The organism is Mucilaginibacter sp. SG564, from assembly GCF_013149275.1.
In the GTDB taxonomy this organism is placed as follows: Bacteria; Bacteroidota; Bacteroidia; order Sphingobacteriales; family Sphingobacteriaceae; genus Mucilaginibacter.
Genome location: NZ_JABGNA010000019.1, coordinates 19448 through 35340 on the forward strand (window position 1 = coordinate 19448; position 15893 = coordinate 35340).

The 15893-nt window shown below is 44.3% G+C and carries 9 protein-coding genes; 7 read left to right on the forward strand and 2 right to left on the reverse strand.

What is annotated here, in order from left to right; translation table 11 throughout:
• Positions 1-12 precede the first annotated feature (12 nt).
• The 5 genes from FHW89_RS27005 to FHW89_RS27025 all read left to right on the forward strand — a co-directional run bounded on the left by FHW89_RS27005 (position 13) and on the right by FHW89_RS27025 (position 8507).
• The gene (locus FHW89_RS27005; protein ID WP_172338158.1) at positions 13-1920 is read left to right on the forward strand and encodes a RagB/SusD family nutrient uptake outer membrane protein; all 1908 of its coding nucleotides are present in this window, start codon (positions 13-15) and stop codon (positions 1918-1920) included.
• 11 nt (positions 1921-1931) lie between these two features.
• A complete protein-coding gene (locus tag FHW89_RS27010) occupies positions 1932-2681 on the forward strand; it encodes a DUF3823 domain-containing protein (RefSeq protein ID WP_172338159.1) in 750 nt (249 codons plus the stop codon).
• A 73-nt stretch (positions 2682-2754) separates the two neighbouring features.
• Complete coding sequence (locus FHW89_RS27015) at positions 2755-4935, forward strand: hypothetical protein (RefSeq protein ID WP_216650700.1); 2181 nt, start codon at positions 2755-2757, stop codon at positions 4933-4935.
• Between the two features lie 42 nt (positions 4936-4977).
• Positions 4978-5997 (forward strand): hypothetical protein, encoded by a 1020-nt coding sequence (locus tag FHW89_RS27020; protein WP_216650701.1) that lies wholly within the window; start codon positions 4978-4980, stop codon positions 5995-5997.
• Between the two features lie 230 nt (positions 5998-6227).
• Positions 6228-8507: a GH92 family glycosyl hydrolase gene (locus FHW89_RS27025; RefSeq protein ID WP_172338160.1), complete on the forward strand. Its 2280-nt coding sequence runs from the start codon at positions 6228-6230 to the stop codon at positions 8505-8507.
• Between the two features lie 428 nt (positions 8508-8935).
• Here the strand turns inward: FHW89_RS27025 and FHW89_RS27030 are convergent, their stop codons facing one another.
• A complete protein-coding gene (locus tag FHW89_RS27030; RefSeq protein ID WP_172338161.1) occupies positions 8936-10252 on the reverse strand; it encodes an amino acid permease in 1317 nt (438 codons plus the stop codon).
• Between the two features lie 336 nt (positions 10253-10588).
• Here FHW89_RS27030 and FHW89_RS27035 point away from each other — a divergent pair, with 336 nt between their 5' ends.
• Both FHW89_RS27035 and FHW89_RS27040 read left to right on the forward strand, forming a co-directional pair.
• Entirely contained in the window at positions 10589-11314 is a 726-nt protein-coding gene (locus FHW89_RS27035) for a hypothetical protein (protein ID WP_172338162.1), read from the forward strand.
• A 106-nt stretch (positions 11315-11420) separates the two neighbouring features.
• Complete coding sequence (locus FHW89_RS27040; protein WP_172338163.1) at positions 11421-13169, forward strand: c-type cytochrome; 1749 nt, start codon at positions 11421-11423, stop codon at positions 13167-13169.
• A gap of 19 nt (positions 13170-13188) precedes the next feature.
• Here the strand turns inward: FHW89_RS27040 and FHW89_RS27045 are convergent, their stop codons facing one another.
• Positions 13189-15756, reverse strand: a complete 2568-nt coding sequence (locus tag FHW89_RS27045; protein ID WP_172338164.1) for a hypothetical protein — start codon at positions 15754-15756, stop codon at positions 13189-13191.
• Positions 15757-15893: the final 137 nt, after the last annotated feature.

The following is a 15893-nucleotide window of genomic DNA, read 5'->3' on the forward strand; positions in this document are numbered from 1 at the left end:
TCCATACAGATCATGAAAAAATATACATATATCATATTTGCTGTTTTGCTTTGCTGGACGTCGGCATGCAAAAAGCTCGATACGTTGCCGCCAAGTATCGTTAAAGACGATGACGTTTTTAGTAACAGTGCCGGTATACAGGCCTACATGGCCCGTATGTACGCCGAATTGCCTATCGAGGATTTCAGGTATTCACCAACCCGGGGATTAAACTTTTTCTGGATCATCAGTCCATTCAGCTGTATCAGTGGCGAGGGCCTGAGCCGCGACCAGAACAGCGCCACACAGGAAACCTTTGGTTACTGGGGCGACGCCTATACGCTGATTAGGGATGCCAACTATTTTGCTGAAACGCTGCCTAAATATTCGTCGAACTTTACGCCTGCACAGGTAAGCGCATGGCTGGGCGAGGCCCGCTTTTTGCGAGCCGCCACCTATTTTGCCCTGGTGAAACGTTATGGTGGTGTGCCCATTGTAGATAAAGTATTACAATATCCGGCACAAAGCATCGATGAATTAAAAATTCCACGTTCATCAGAAGAAAAGGTTTATGACTTTATATCCACCGATCTGGATTATGCTTATGCCAATTTGGGCGAGAGCAACCAGGTAGGCCGGGCCAATAAATATGTGGCCGCCGGTTTTAAATCGCGTGCCATGTTGTATGCGGGCTCCATCGCCAAATACAATAGTATTAACCTTACCGATGCCAGCGGCAACAGGCTTTGCGGTATACCGGCGGCTAAAGCGGTTACCTATTTTAAAGCTGCTTATGATGCCGCTGCATTGCTTGATGGTAAATACAGTCTGTACAAAAAAGCATGGGCCGCGGGCGATAAGAACGCGCAGTATCAAAATTATGTGAACCTGTTTTTTGATGCCACCAGTCCCGAGAATGTGTTTGTACGCCAGTATCATTACCCCGAGTCGGTACACGGTTATGATGCCTACAATGTGCCCCGCCAGTTGATGGGCGCTAATGGGTACTCTTCGGAAATTAACCCTACACTGAACTTTGTGGAGATGTTTGATGGTATCCCTAAAAATGCCGATGGTACCATTAAAACTACAACCGGTGGTAAATATGATCTGTACACCAATACTATGGATCTGTTTGCCAATGCCGAACCAAGATTGCGGGCTACCGTTATTTTGCCGGGCGATGTATTTAAAGGGGTAAGCATCGAGATCCGCCGTGGTATTTATACCGGCAGTTCAACAGGTGGTATCAGTCCGCTGTTGCCGGCTGGTTCAACCGCGCATTATCCTACCGATCATATGGTACAATCATCAAACGCGAGCCAGACACCCTACACTTTACCAAATGGAACAACCATGAACCCCGCCGGCTTAAGCGGTTATTTTACCGGCGACGGAACTTGCTCCGTATCGGGCTTCTCGATCCGCAAAAACCTGGTACCCGATAAACCAACATCAGAAGTGCTGGAAAACCGGTCTGACCAAACCTGGCTGGAAATGCGTTATGCCGAAGTACTGTTAAACCGGGCCGAAGCCGCAGTGGAGTTGAATGCTTTGGGCCAGAATGATAAGAGCTATTTACAGGACGCGTTTACCGCCATTAACCAGATTCGTGAAAGGGCCGGTGCCAACCTGCTGCTGAGCCCAACCGACCTGAGCGATATTAATGTAGTGCGTACCGAAAGGAAAAAAGAACTTGGCTTTGAAAACAAAACCTGGTGGGACCTGCGCCGCTGGCGTGTGATTGATAAGGAACAAAACAGTACCATTTACCGTACGCTGATGCCATTTTACTCGGCCAACGACGGCAAGTACTTTTTTGATGCCCGTTTAGATGAGCGCAACAGCCGCTATACTTTTGATGTGCGCTGGTACTATGAGCAAATTCCGCAGGGCGAGATACAGAAGAGTCAGAATTTAATTCAAAATCCGGGTTATTAATTTTAAGAGAGATGAAAAAAATATTTTATAGCATAGCGTTAAGTGTATTGGTTGCAGCAGGCAGCTCGTGCAAAAAGGTTGATAATTATGCCGCGCCCGATGTAACCTTAAAAGGGGTGGTATCTGATGCCGTTACCGGTAAAAGCATACAAACCGAACAGGGCTCGGGCACCAGGATAAAACTATTGGAAATAAGCTGGAGCAGTAACCCTACACCTTTTTATATATCCTCGTATCAGGATGGTACCTATAATAATACCAAACTCTTCGCGGGAAAAAATGTGATCTCGGCCGAAGGGCCTTTTGTGCCGATGGTGCAGGTGGATAATAACGGCAAAACCATTGTGGATAAAAGCCAGACGGTGGATGTGAAAGATGTAACTACGGTAAATTTTTCGGTAGAACCATTTTTAAGGATCGATTTTGTTGGCGACCCGGTTGTTAACGCCGATGGTACCATCACCACTAGCTTTAAAATTACCCGCGGTACCAGCGATCCCAATTTTCAGCAGGATATAAGTGATATAGCAGTGTTTATTAATTCAAACAAATACGTGGGAAACAATAATTATGATAACCGGTATACACCAAAACTTAGCGGCTCGGATGCCAGCACGTCGGTAGGTAAAACTTTAAGTGTTACTACCATTGGCGGTCCGCTGCCGGGCAAACGCCAGTACTTTGTGAGGGTAGGTGCCAGGGTATCATACGGGTTAAATTATTATAATTATACCGACGTTAAAACGGTAACCGTTCCTTAAATTTTGTCATATATTAAAACGGAAGGATATTAGGTCCTTCCGTTTATTTTAGAAAGTACTACAAATAATATCTATGAAAAACATTCTGTTTTCCAGTTTCCTCATCGCATTATCGCTCGCTGGTTATGCGCAAAAATCAAACCCGGTTAAACTGCCGGAGAAAACGGCTTTCCAGACAAGCAGCCCCTGGATTCCAGAGATCGATGTACGGTCAGACATCGCCATTGTTTATGGCGCCAATGACCGCCCGGGTTTAACCTTTGAACAGCGCGTGCAATCCTGGCGCGACCATGGCTACCAGGTAAATTTTATGACCGGCATAGCCTGGGGCGACTATAAAGATTATTTTTTAGGAAAATGGGATGGCAAAAACCACCTGGGCGTAGGCCAGGTAACTATTAAGGGCGATACCATCTTTCACGGTAAGGACATGCCCTATGTAGTGCCCGATGCTTCGTTCATCGAATACATGAAAACCGCGGTGGTAAAAAAAGTGATCAACGCGGGTATTACCAACATCTTTTTAGAGGAGCCCGAGTTTTGGGCACGTGCCGGATACAGCGCGGGCTTTAAAGAGCAATGGCAAAAGTATTATGGCTTCCCCTGGAAACCGCAGGATGCATCGGCCGAGAATACTTACTTGTCGAGCAAGTTGAAATATCACCTGTACTTTGAAACCATCAAAGAGGTATCCAACTATGCCAAAGCCTATGGAAAAAGCAAAGGGTTAAATATTAAAGTATTTATAGCTACCCACTCGCTGGTGAACTATTCGTCGTGGCAAATTGTGAGCCCGGAAGCCAGCCTGGCGTCGCTGCCGGGTATTGATGGTTACATTGCGCAGGTATGGACGGGCACTTCGCGCGAGCCGACATTTTTTAATGGACAGCGTAAAGAGCGTGTGTTCGAGAATGCTTTCCTGGAGTATGGCTCGGTAGTTTCGATGACCGCGCCAACCGGTCGTAAAGTATTTTTCCTGACCGACCCTATTGAGGATTGGCCGCGCGACTGGAGCGATTACAAACGTAATTACCAGGCTACCTTCACCGCCAAATTGCTATATCCCATGGTTGCCGATTACGAGGTGATGCCATGGCCCGAGCGTATCTACACCCATCCATACAAAGTTGCAGGCACCGACCAAAAGACGCTGATCCCGCAGTTTTATTCCACCCAGATGCAGATCATGGTGAACGCCTTGAACAGCATGCCGGTATCCACCAACAGAGTATCGGGTGTAAATGGTATTGGTGTGCTGATGAGCAATACATTGATGTTTCAGCGCTTCCCAACGCATAATGGTTTTGAAGATCCGCAGTTTTCCAACTTTTACGGTCAAACGCTGCCCTTGTTGAAACGTGGCGTACCTGTGCAAACTGTGCATATGGAAAACCTGGAATACCCGGCATCGTTAAAAAACATCAAGGTACTGGTGATGAGTTATTCCAACATGAAGCCAGTATCGGCAGCGGTACATACTTATCTTGCCAACTGGGTAAAACAGGGCGGTGTTTTGATCTATTGCGGCAGGGATGATGATCCGTATCAGTCGGTTATGGAATGGTGGGATACCAAGGGTAATAAATTTACCGCGCCATCGCAGCATTTGTTCAAGCTGCTGGGCATCAATCCAACAAAAGATGAGCAGGAGTTTAAAGTAGGCAAAGGCTCGGTTTATGTATTAAGGCAAAATCCTAAAGAGTATGTGCTGGAAGCTGGCAAAGATGATAACTACATCAGCACCGTAAAACAAGCCTACGAGCAAAAGGCCAAAGCCGGTGAGCTGACATTTAAAAATAGCCTGTACCTGGAACGTGGTCCGTATGATGTAGTATCCGTAATGGACGAGAATGCCGACAGCAAGCCTTATACTATCAAAGGTCCGGTGATCGATCTGTTCGATCCGCAATTGCCGGTACTGAATGAAAAAGTAGTGAACCCCGGTGAGCAGTCCTTATTATATGTAGTGAACCGTGTGCCCAATAAAAAGCTACCGCAGGTACTGGCATCGGCATCAAGAATTTATAACGAAAACAGGCAGGGCAGCAGTTATTCGTTTGTAGCTAAAAGTCCGGCAAAAACATTAAATAGTGTACGTGTGCTGTTACCCGCGCAACCTAAGGAAACCAAGGTAACCGATAGCACAGGCCAAAATATCAGCGATGTGAAAACATCATGGGATGCATCGTCAAATACCCTTTACCTGGGTTTTGGCAACAGCCCGGATGGTATTAAGGTTGATTTGAAATGGTAACGGAAAATTAACCAATTATCTATTAACCAAAATTAACCACCTATGAAAACACACACCATGATGATTAAAAGCATGCTTATGCTGCTGGTATTGGCATCCTGTCAAAAGAGCAACAATACCGCGGCCGACAAACAAAAAGACAGCATACAGAAAGTGGCCGCTGCGCCACCATCTGATGCACCCAGGGCTGCCCTGCGCAGCATTGTTGAAAATGTGACCACCGCCGATGGTAAAATTTACAATGCTAAAGACAATACCGGCAAAACCATGGATTGCCTCAAGATCATCGCCAATCCATCGGGCGGGTACATTGGGGTTTATCATACCATGATCAACGGTACCTTTAAAACTAATGTGGCATCATCAACCGATCTGTTGCACTGGACCTGGATCCGCGAGTTGGCAGGCAGTAACAACGGTGGCGCATCGCAGCCTACTATTGCTGCTACCTCAACCGGTGGTTTTGTAATGGTTTGGGAGCAGGAACCCAACAACCACCTAAAATTCAGCTATTTTAACAGCTGGACAGATCTGCAGAACGGCGCAGTAGCCAAAACATTCGAAGCTCCGCATACTTTATCAACTTGTGCGGAGGGTACGCCCAATATTTATTCAGCCAGCAGTACTTCTGTGGATGTAGGTTTCCATTACTGGTCAAACTGCGATGTTGATCGTCAGGCACGTGGTACTACCACCTGGACATCGTGGACTGCCAGTGCCCAGCCCCAAATTGATAATGCCATTTTATACTGGGGTGTGCACGGTAACATCGGCGACCGGGACGGCTACCTGAAATTCCAGAACTTTAATTTTGGATTGATTGAAGGACAGGGCGCTAAAGGCGATTTTGGTACCTGGCGCTGTTACCTGTATGATTATCAAACCGGCAATGCCGATAAGCTCAACATCCATACCGATGGTGGCAGCCAGGCATTTGCCAACCCAACTATTACTGCTTTAACCGTTGGCGGACAAGCCGCGCTGGTGATCACCCAGTTTATCCCTTCACAATTAGCTGCAAATGGCGAAGCTGGGGAGTTGATCTATTATAAAAAGCTGTAAGCCAGTGTTTTTAATAATTGAAATGCATTTAGTATACAGTACTTGCTTTGTGGGTACTGTATACTCATATTCAGCCCATATAAACACATCGTATATGTTTACCTGTAAACCCGTAAGCCCTATCAAAAAATATTACCGTATCACAATAAATTATTGAATTCTGCCGTATATTGCATAGCTTGATTAAACGTTTTAGCAAACTAGCAAAAGCGCCCATCTAAAAATTAATAATGAAAAAATTATTCCCATTGGTGTTTGCCCTTTTACCCATAGCAACTATTGCTCAGCAAACTACTCCACCCATTACTCCTGTTGATTATATTAACCCTTTAATGGGCACCTCATCAAACCCGGCGCTTTCCAACGGGAATACTTATCCCGCTATTGCGCTGCCCTGGGGTATGAATTTCTGGACCCCGCAAACCGGTAAAATGGGCGACGGCTGGCAGTACACCTATGATGCCACTAAAATACGGGGCTTTAAGCAAACGCACCAGCCATCACCATGGATGAATGATTATGGCATGTTTTCCATATTCCCGGAAACAGGCAAGCTTAAACTGAATGATATGCAGCGCGGAAGCTGGTTCTCGCACAAAGCCGAGATCACAAAGCCTTATTATTACAGCGTATACCTGGCCGACTATGATGTAACCACCGAGCTTACACCAACCGAGCGCGCTGCCAGCTTCAGGTTTACTTTCCCGCAAAGCGATAGCTCACACATTGTGATCGATGCTTTTGATAAAGGATCGTACGTGAAAATTATCCCCGGCGAACGCAAGATCATCGGTTACAGTACCAAAAACAGCGGTGCTGTACCAGCCAATTTTAAAAACTATTTTGTTATTTATATTGATAAACCTTTTGAAGTGTCATCAACCTGGCACGATAACCAAAAAGATGGCTCGTTGGAATATACCGGCAATCATGCAGGCGCAGTTATCAGCTTTAAAACTAAAAAAGGCGAGCAGGTACATCTGCGTGTAGCCTCATCCTATATCAGCACCGAACAAGCTGAACTTAACCTGAAGCGCGAGCTGGGTACCGATAGTTTTGATGTTACCTGCCAAAAGGGAAAAGCTGTTTGGAACAAAACCTTAAGCCATTTAACGCCAGAAGGTGGTACGATCGATCAGACCCGTACTTTTTATTCCAGCTTGTACCGTATGCTTTTCTTCCCTAACCGCATGTATGAGGTTGATGCTAAAGGCCAAACCGTGCATTACAGCCCTGTAAATGGCAAAGTATTGCCGGGCTACTATTTTGCAGGTACAGGTTTCTGGGATACTTTTAGGGCGCTGTACCCATTCCTCAACCTGGTTTATCCATCCATGAATAAAGAAATGCAGGAGGGCCTGGTGAATTCTTACAAAGAAGGTGGTTGGCTACCCGAGTGGTCGAGCCCGGGTTATGCCGATTGTATGATTGGTAACAACTCCGCATCGGTAGTAGCCGAAGCGTACCTGAAAGGTCTGCGTGGTTATGATATCAATTCGCTTTACGAAGCGTTAAAACATGGCGCCAACAACGAGGGGCCAAACGCCACGGGCCGTAGGGGCGTGGAATATTACAACACCCTGGGCTATGTACCTTATGATGTAAAGATTAACGAGAACGCCGCCCGCACGCTGGAGTATGCTTATGACGATTTTGCCATCTATAAATTAGGCAAAGCCCTGGGCAAACCGGCATCTGAAACTGATATCTACAAAAAGCGCAGCCAAAACTACCGCAACCTGTTTGACCCATCCACCAAACTGATGCGTGGTAAAAATAAAGATGGTTCGTTCCAAACACCATTCAATCCGTTTAAATGGGGCGATGCCTTTACTGAAGGCAATAGCTGGCACTATACCTGGGGCGTTTTCCATGATATACAAGGCCTGATAAACCTGGTAGGTGGCAAACCACAATTCGTAGCTAAGCTCGATTCTGTATTTTCATTGCCTCCTGTTTTTGACGATAGTTATTATGGTGGCGTGATCCATGAGATCCGCGAAATGCAGATCGCCAACATGGGCCAGTACGCGCATGGTAACCAGCCTATCCAGCACATGATATACCTGTATAACTATGCCGGCGAACCCTGGAAAACCCAATACTGGGCACGCGAAACCATGAATAAGCTGTACAAAGCTACCTCCGATGGTTACTGCGGTGATGAGGATAACGGCCAAACATCGGCGTGGTATATATTTTCGGCCATGGGTTTTTATCCGGTAACGCCTGCCAGCGATCAGTATGTGCTGGGTGCCCCATTGTTTAAAAAGCTCACTATAAAATTGGAGAACGGTAAAACCATTACCATCAACGCACCAAAAAACAATGCCGATAACAAATATGTGAACAGCTTAACCGTGAATGGTAAGCCTTACGATTTTAACTGGCTAAGTCATAAAGCCCTGTTAGGCGGCGCCGAGCTCAATTTTGATATGTCGGCAACGCCCAATAAACAGCGCGGTATCAAAGCCGAAGATGTACCTTACTCGATGTCGAACGAGAAATAGGGGAGGGGGGGCAAGTACTGAGTTTTAAGCACCAAGTCGTGAGTTTTAAGTAATTCCAACCCTCCATGTCATTGCGAGCGCAGCGTGGCAATCTCTTCGCGTTTAAGTATGCGATGAGATTGCTTCGTCGTTCCTCCTCGCAATGACATGTTGTTTATTAAGTAGTAGGCTCAGCGTACCAGCGAAGACTCACCCCGCCACGCTTCGCGGGCGACCCTCTCTCCAGCTTCGCCGCAAAGAGGGTTAAAAAATGTGTTTGTCATGCTGAACTGAGTGAAGCATCTGTTCTGCGATTTGCAAAGTTCACCAATAGATCCTTCGTTCCTCAGGATGACAAAATTGAGTTCCCTCTTTCCGTCGCAGGCGAAGAGTGGGATGGCGAACGCAGCAGTAGACTAACCAATAAGTGCAAACTGCCCACTGCCAACTCAATTCCCGCTATTCTTTTTATAAGCCACCCATACATAAAAAGGTATGCTGGCCATCAGCAATAAAAAACCATAATAAACAGCTTCTTTACCGGTACCGGCAATGGTCCATAAGGCATAGCCAAAAGCCAAAATGGCCAGTATCACCGCGCCGGTTAAGCCGTCAACCTGTTTCTGCTTTACACGGATGATCAGGTATGATGCTGCCGAAAGCAGGTAAGGGATCAGGATAGATAATAAGGACAGCAGTAATAGAAATCGGAATTGCTCTACCAGCCCCTTAGTATAATTCATGCTCATAAAAAGCGATACCATCGCGCTGCTTACCAAAATACCCACATAGGGTACTCCTTTTTTGTTTTTACGGGCAAAAACGGCGGGGAATAGTTTGTCGCTGGCAATGGCAAAGGGCATCTGGCCTTGTAACAAAGTCCAGCCGTTGAGGGAGCCAAAGGCGGCAATGGCTATACCGGCGCTCACCCAATAGCGGGCATTGCTGCCATATATCACTACGGCTGCATCGGCAAAAGGAGTAACCGAATGTTTTAAAGCTGCCGCAGGGATAACGCCGATCACACTAAAACTGCTCAGTACATACACCAATGTGGCGATTAGCAAACCCAGCAAAGTGGCCCGGGGAATGGTTTTCTCGGGATTGGCCACACTGCCTGCAGGTACCGTGGCACTTTCAATACCAATAAAGGCAAACATGGTCATGGTGGCTGTTGCGTTTAAAGCTCCATATATAGTAGTGCTGCTGCCATTAAAAGGCGAAAAGTTTTTGGCCTGGATAAAAAATAAGCCGCCTATAGCTACCAATATCAGCGGTGTTACTTTTAATATAGTAGTAACCAGCTGAACCTTACCGCCGGTTACTACACCACGGGTATTAATATAGGTAAGCAGCCAAATGGTACATAAACCTGTAGCTATGGCAGTAACGGCACTGGATGCCAGCACCGGGAAAAAGGTGCTCAGCGCACTCACAAACGATATGGTAATGGCCGCGTTGGCGCAGGCTACAGCCAGATAATAACCCCAGGCTACCAGGAAACCGGCAAAATCGCCCAAGCCATTGCGGGTATAAGCGTAGGGTCCGCCCGTTGCGTGCGGCAACAACTTGCTCAGGTTACTGAAAACCTTGGCCAAAAAGTAAGATCCCACCGCCGAAAACACCCAACCCAATAGGCCGATACTACCATAGGAGGCCATAGCGGCGGGCATCAGGAATACGCCCGCACCGATCATATTACCAACTACCAGGGAGGTGCTGGTCCATAAACCCAATTTATTTTTTTCGGAGGAGGATGCAGGCATAGCTGTTCGTGATTTTTTACAAAGATAAGATAGCATATTTATTTGCACTATTTGCTAATCTCGATGATTAAGGAAATTAGCCCTGATTGCGGCATGTCATTATGCTAAGCTACTCCGTAGGAGTAAAAGCTTTGTAGCAAACAAGGTATAAGTATTTAGCATGCCGTAGGTATGCAACCTGAGTATAGTACCTACCGCACTGGTTTTGAAACTGTAATTTTTCTACAAAGCTTTAACCTCGATGGGGTTTACGAATCTTCTTAACTTAATGTGAGTTGTTAAAAAGAGTTAAAAATAAGTAATTGCCAGTTAGTTGCGCTAATTTTAGGAGTGCCAATGAATCCTAAAATCCTGATATTTTTGTTCATTATTTATTTAACACCATCTAATGATGTTAAAGCGCAGGCGGCTAAAACGCTACAGGGCCTGGTGCTTAAAAGTGGCGTTACTATAAGATTAGCGGATGTGCAGGTTTTGAATAAGCGCAGCCGTATTACCGCGAGATCAAATACAGAAGGTGTATTTAGTATTGTTGCTTTACTGAATGATACTTTGCAGTTCTCCAATACTAATTACTTAACTCTGGAGTTGGTTGTAAGCGATTTTTCCGATAAAATCATCTACCTGCAGCCTGTTATCGAGCTGGCCGAAGTGGTAATCAAAGAGAACTCGCTCATTAAAGAGTTACGCGAAACCCAGAAGGGGTATCGCAAAAAGAGCGTCTTTTATACCGGCACGCCACATTATTATTACCTGTTTTTAAAACCGATGACCTTTATATATGAAAATTTTAAGAGCGAGGTTAAACAAGCCCGACGGTTTAACCGCTTTGCCAAACGGGAAATAACCGCCTATGAAATTACCCAGCGCTTTAATGATTCATTGATAAAAAATGTTGTCCCTGTTAAGACTAATGAAATTGATGATTTCAGGGTTGATTATGCGCCCACTTTACAACAGCTGAATACCATGAGCGATTATGATCTAATTATATATATCAGAAATAGTTATGAGGATTTTAAAAAGAAAAGCGCTGATAAAAAAGCGCCACATCAATTGTGATATTTAGATTACAGCTATTTATCCATTAACAAAAAACACATCATTAGTTAAACATTTGTAGGATAAAATTCGTTGTAGCTGGTACATCAACCTTTCGACTTATCTAATGAAAAACCGCGCCATTTTATTTTTGACGGCTATTGCCGCGTTTTTTATCATCAGTTTTACCATCGCCGGAAATAAGGACACTTTACCCATTGCCGATAAAAACAACGGAGGGCTGTTTCTGCCCGGCCATTTTAAAGCTGTGGTAGTAGTGGATAGCCTTGCCGGGCGGGCCCGTCATCTGGCGGTGAATGATAATGGTGATGTATATGTAAAACTCCGCTTTCCTGATTCCATAGGCGGCAACGTGGCCATGCGGGATACCAATCATGATGGTAAAGCCGATATCATCAAAAAATTCGCTGATTATGAAGATAAGGGAAGCTATGGCACGGCGATGCGGGTGCATAAAGGATATCTTTATTTCAGTTCCGAGATCAATGTATATCGGATGAAACTCAATCCCAATACTCTGGTGCCCGATGGTAAGCCGGAACTGATCGTTCATGATGTACATCCACCGCAGGAACATGATGCCAAACCACTTGCTTTTGATAACAAAGGGCATATGTATGTGGCTTTTGGCGCGCCCTCAAACGCCTGCCAGGAGCAAAACCGGGTGCCCGGTTCTATGGGGATAACTGGTTGCCCGTTGTTGAATGAGTATGGGGGCATATGGCAGTTTGATGAAGATAAACCTAACCAGCTACAGGCAGATGGCAAACGCTATGCTACCGGACTGCGGAGTGTAGTGGCTATGGATTGGAATACAGCCGATAACTGTTTATATGTAGCGGCACACGGGCGTGATGACTTTCGTTTGCAGTTCCCTAAACAATTTACTCCCTGGCAAAGCGCGGTGCTGCCTGCCGAAGAGTTTTTGAAAATTAAAGAAGGTACGGATGTAGGTTGGCCATACTATTATTATGACCCTATTAAAAAGAAGAAACTCCTGAATCCCGAGTATGGGGGCGATGGTAAAAAAGCAGGTGATGGCGCCAAATATGCCCAACCCTTGATCGGCTTTCCGGCACATTGGGCTCCTAATGATCTGTTGTTTTATACGGGTAACCAATTCCCGACAAGGTATAAGAACGGGGCATTTATCGCTTTTCATGGATCTACCAACAGGTCACCTTATCCGCAGGCAGGGTTCTTTATTTGCTTTGTGCCTTTTAAAGGAGGTAAACCTGCCGGACCGTGGGAGATATTCGCCGATGGTTTTGCCGGGCATAATACTATAGTAAGTGTGAGCGATGCGGTTTGCCGGCCTATGGGTATATCGCAGGGACCCGACGGTTCCTTATATATAAGTGATACCGAGAAGGGGAGGGTATGGCGCATATTTTACCAGGGCGATAAAACCAAGTTCACAATCGCCCAACTGGCTAAAATGGAATTAAGAAAAAAGCTACCGAGTTTTAAAACGCCTGATGAAACACGTAACAACCTGATGAGCGGTATGTTAACGGGTGGGGCCAAACTATATGCTACTTATTGTGCCAACTGTCATCAAAAAAACGGCAAAGGCGATGGTAACCTTTTTCCGCCGCTTAGCGGATCGGAGTGGGTTACCGGAGGTAAATACATGATGAAGGAGCCTGCTATTAAAGTATTGCTTAATGGTTTGCAAGGTCCAGTGAAGGTTAAAAATGTACCTTATAATAGTGTGATGCCCCCGCATAATTTTCTTAGCGACGATCAGATAGCCCAGGTGCTCACCTATATCCGCAATAATTTTGGAAACAACAGCAGCTTGGTTACTGCGTTGGAAGTGAAAAAAGTACGCGAAAGTTTGAAAGTAAAATGATTACTTCAAATGCATAGCTTTAGTTATTAACCTTTACTTTAACCGCCAGAGCTTCGCTTTTAGGCTTTATAAACACATCAGCACTTAAACCACATTCGCGTAACAGGCGGGTATAGTTGTACGATATCTGTTTATACAATTGCGGGTCGAGATTCAGCAGAGCCTCGTTATTCAGAATGCTGGCATATATAAATAGCTTTGATAATTTGTTCCCAGACTCATCAGACACCTGGTTAAGACAATTCAAATAACCATTAATGGTTGAATAATCATTATTCGAAATGGTGTTTTTTATTTTAAGCCCGTAAAATAATGATCTCATAAACGGAGTAAATAAATACTCTTCCCGTTTATAGGATGCAGAAATTTCATTACTGTTTTTTAACAGTTCGGTTTGGTTATCCAGTAAAAAATAAGCGTCAGACTCGGCTATCTTTAAAAAGAAATTATAGGAGAATGATGTTTCGGCACTGCCTTTATCAATGGCATGAAGCGCGTTCACAAATCTTAATGTTTTGTGTGGTTTAAGACAAATGAAAGTGGAGTAAGCCGATAGCAGGAAAATAAGCTCATTAGCTTTTCTGCTATGTATGTTTTCGTTTTGTTTTGGCGGATTAAAATAGAAGCGGGTGATCTCGGCAAAAAAATCTTTCCTGATCATGCCATATTTTAGGTACTGATAAATAGCATTGAGGCAATGTAATGGATTGATTGCGAATTGATGGAAATCATGCTGTGGGAAACTTTTTAGTTTCGCCAGGTAATCCTCCAATTGTTTCATGTCCAACTGAAGTACGGCTATAGTAGCCAGGGCGGTATAAGTAAGTACCTTTTTATGATCAGACAGTTCAAACTTTAATAAAGTTTGCAATGCTTTTTTGTAATCGGTATTAATTAGCTCTAATCCAAAAAAGTAATAAAAAAGCCCGTCGCTGCAATCCTGCTTAAAATAGTTGGCGGTAGCTTCAGCATTGGTTGACCCAAAGCAGACTCGCTGGAGCAAATCGCCTAAAAAAATGATCAACTCCGATTTTTCTTTAGGGTTAAGACTGATTTGTGCTAAAAGTTCAAAGCTTTCCTGCTGCCCGTTTTTAACAGCATGTATCACACACCACTTAATAACAGGTAGCTTATGCTCACTGTCATTAAATGCATTGTTGATTAGTTTGATCAGCTGCAGATCAAAGCGTTGATTGTTATCTAAAAGTAGTTTGCGGGCTATGGTAAATTCCAGGAAGTTATTGTTGCCGAACTGAACCATAGTCTTAAACTGGAAGTCGTTACTGGAGTTCACTTCGCGTAAAAAGCCAATGCTTAACAATTCGTTATAGGCATGGCTGTATTGTTTAAGCAAATCGTTGCATTTAAATTTATCCAGCTCATATATACCGGCCTGAAAATCCATCTCATCAACCAGCCCTTTTAACAGCAGAATCTTTTCTGTAGCATAGTGGCCCAGGTAAACCTTGTTCAGTATAAATATGGAAATGAGCTCATATATACAGATGTGGTCAATGTTATTGAGCGAAAAGTTGTTCTTGTTCTGTTTATAATAGAATTGGAAGTATAGCGGATGGTTGAAATTGTTGGCCACATCAATGGCGATCAGATTCTGAACATCGGGATTTATTTTGCGGCTCAGTTCTTTGATCTCCTGGATATTGAATAAAGGTACATTGGTAGTGAGGTCATGATCTGTTATAAAACCGGTAAACCAGTTTTTAAGCCCAAACTCCATATTGTGTTTGTTATTGATCCAGTTAGCCGAGCGCATGGTTAAAATGAGCTTAAACCATTCGTGCGACTGATAGAAAGAAAATATATCCATCAACTGCGTCAGCACCAGTTCAAACTGGTCATTTTTAAACATATGTTCATCAAAGCCATCAATAATAAGATAAAACTTGCCATCGTTACGTTTATTGATGTCAAATAAGGCTTCAATATCTTCTTCATGTGAGTAGCCCAGCAAAGCCAGCAGCCAGTCGTTCAGGTCGCGGCCGCTTAAAAAAACGTTCATTAAGGCGCTACTGCTAAAAAACAGGATGATATCGTTGCTGTCTGATTCTAATTTTTCGTCTATCCAGTGGCAAAGACCAATAGTTTTTCCATAGCCCGAAGGGGCGGCGAATACGGTTGCAGTGTAATCGCCTCTTAAAAATTCATCAAAATGATCGTCGATGAATTTGCGGCGGATGGTTTGGCCAAAAGGGATACCTGAACGGTTTTTTAAGGCCTGAAGTGTAAAGTGCGTGATCTTGGCGGCATTTTGACCAAGGGTTTTCCAATCAACATGTTCATTTTGTGATCTTTCAGAAGGAACGCTTTCCTGTTCACAAAAATCATCCCAGCCTTCGTAGTCACAAAATTTAGCTAAAACATCAATAGTGAACAGAGATGGCTTGAATTTACTATATGCAAAACCGTAAACCCGTTTTAATGTGGTTTCGCTTACGGTTAATTTTGTTTTTGAATATATTTGAAATGCAAGGGCCTTGCAATCTCCCGGAGTAATGCTTCTGATATTCGCATTGGCCAATACTCGGGATTTCAACGTTTCAAACTGAATTGGTGAAAAGGATATCATAGACTCAAGCAATTAGGTTACTAGGTTTGTATTTTATATTACGCAATTTATCTGAATCGGTTACCGTTATTACATTATTAATGTTACTGCTATTATTATACGGGGGTAATATCAAATAATGTTGCAGTAGTATTTTA

What these genes read in the sequence shown, in the direction of transcription:
- FHW89_RS27010 (WP_172338159.1), top strand. Translation starts at nt 1,932, where the DNA reads ATGAAAAAAATATTTTATAGCATAGCGTTAAGTGTATTGGTTGCAGCA.
- FHW89_RS27035 (WP_172338162.1), top strand. Translation starts at nt 10,589, where the DNA reads ATGAATCCTAAAATCCTGATATTTTTGTTCATTATTTATTTAACACCA.
- FHW89_RS27045 (WP_172338164.1), bottom strand. Translation starts at nt 15,756, where the DNA reads ATGATATCCTTTTCACCAATTCAGTTTGAAACGTTGAAATCCCGAGTA.
- FHW89_RS27025 (WP_172338160.1), top strand. Translation starts at nt 6,228, where the DNA reads ATGAAAAAATTATTCCCATTGGTGTTTGCCCTTTTACCCATAGCAACT.
- FHW89_RS27040 (WP_172338163.1), top strand. Translation starts at nt 11,421, where the DNA reads ATGAAAAACCGCGCCATTTTATTTTTGACGGCTATTGCCGCGTTTTTT.
- FHW89_RS27015 (WP_216650700.1), top strand. Translation starts at nt 2,755, where the DNA reads ATGAAAAACATTCTGTTTTCCAGTTTCCTCATCGCATTATCGCTCGCT.
- FHW89_RS27020 (WP_216650701.1), top strand. Translation starts at nt 4,978, where the DNA reads ATGAAAACACACACCATGATGATTAAAAGCATGCTTATGCTGCTGGTA.
- FHW89_RS27030 (WP_172338161.1), bottom strand. Translation starts at nt 10,252, where the DNA reads ATGCCTGCATCCTCCTCCGAAAAAAATAAATTGGGTTTATGGACCAGC.
- FHW89_RS27005 (WP_172338158.1), top strand. Translation starts at nt 13, where the DNA reads ATGAAAAAATATACATATATCATATTTGCTGTTTTGCTTTGCTGGACG.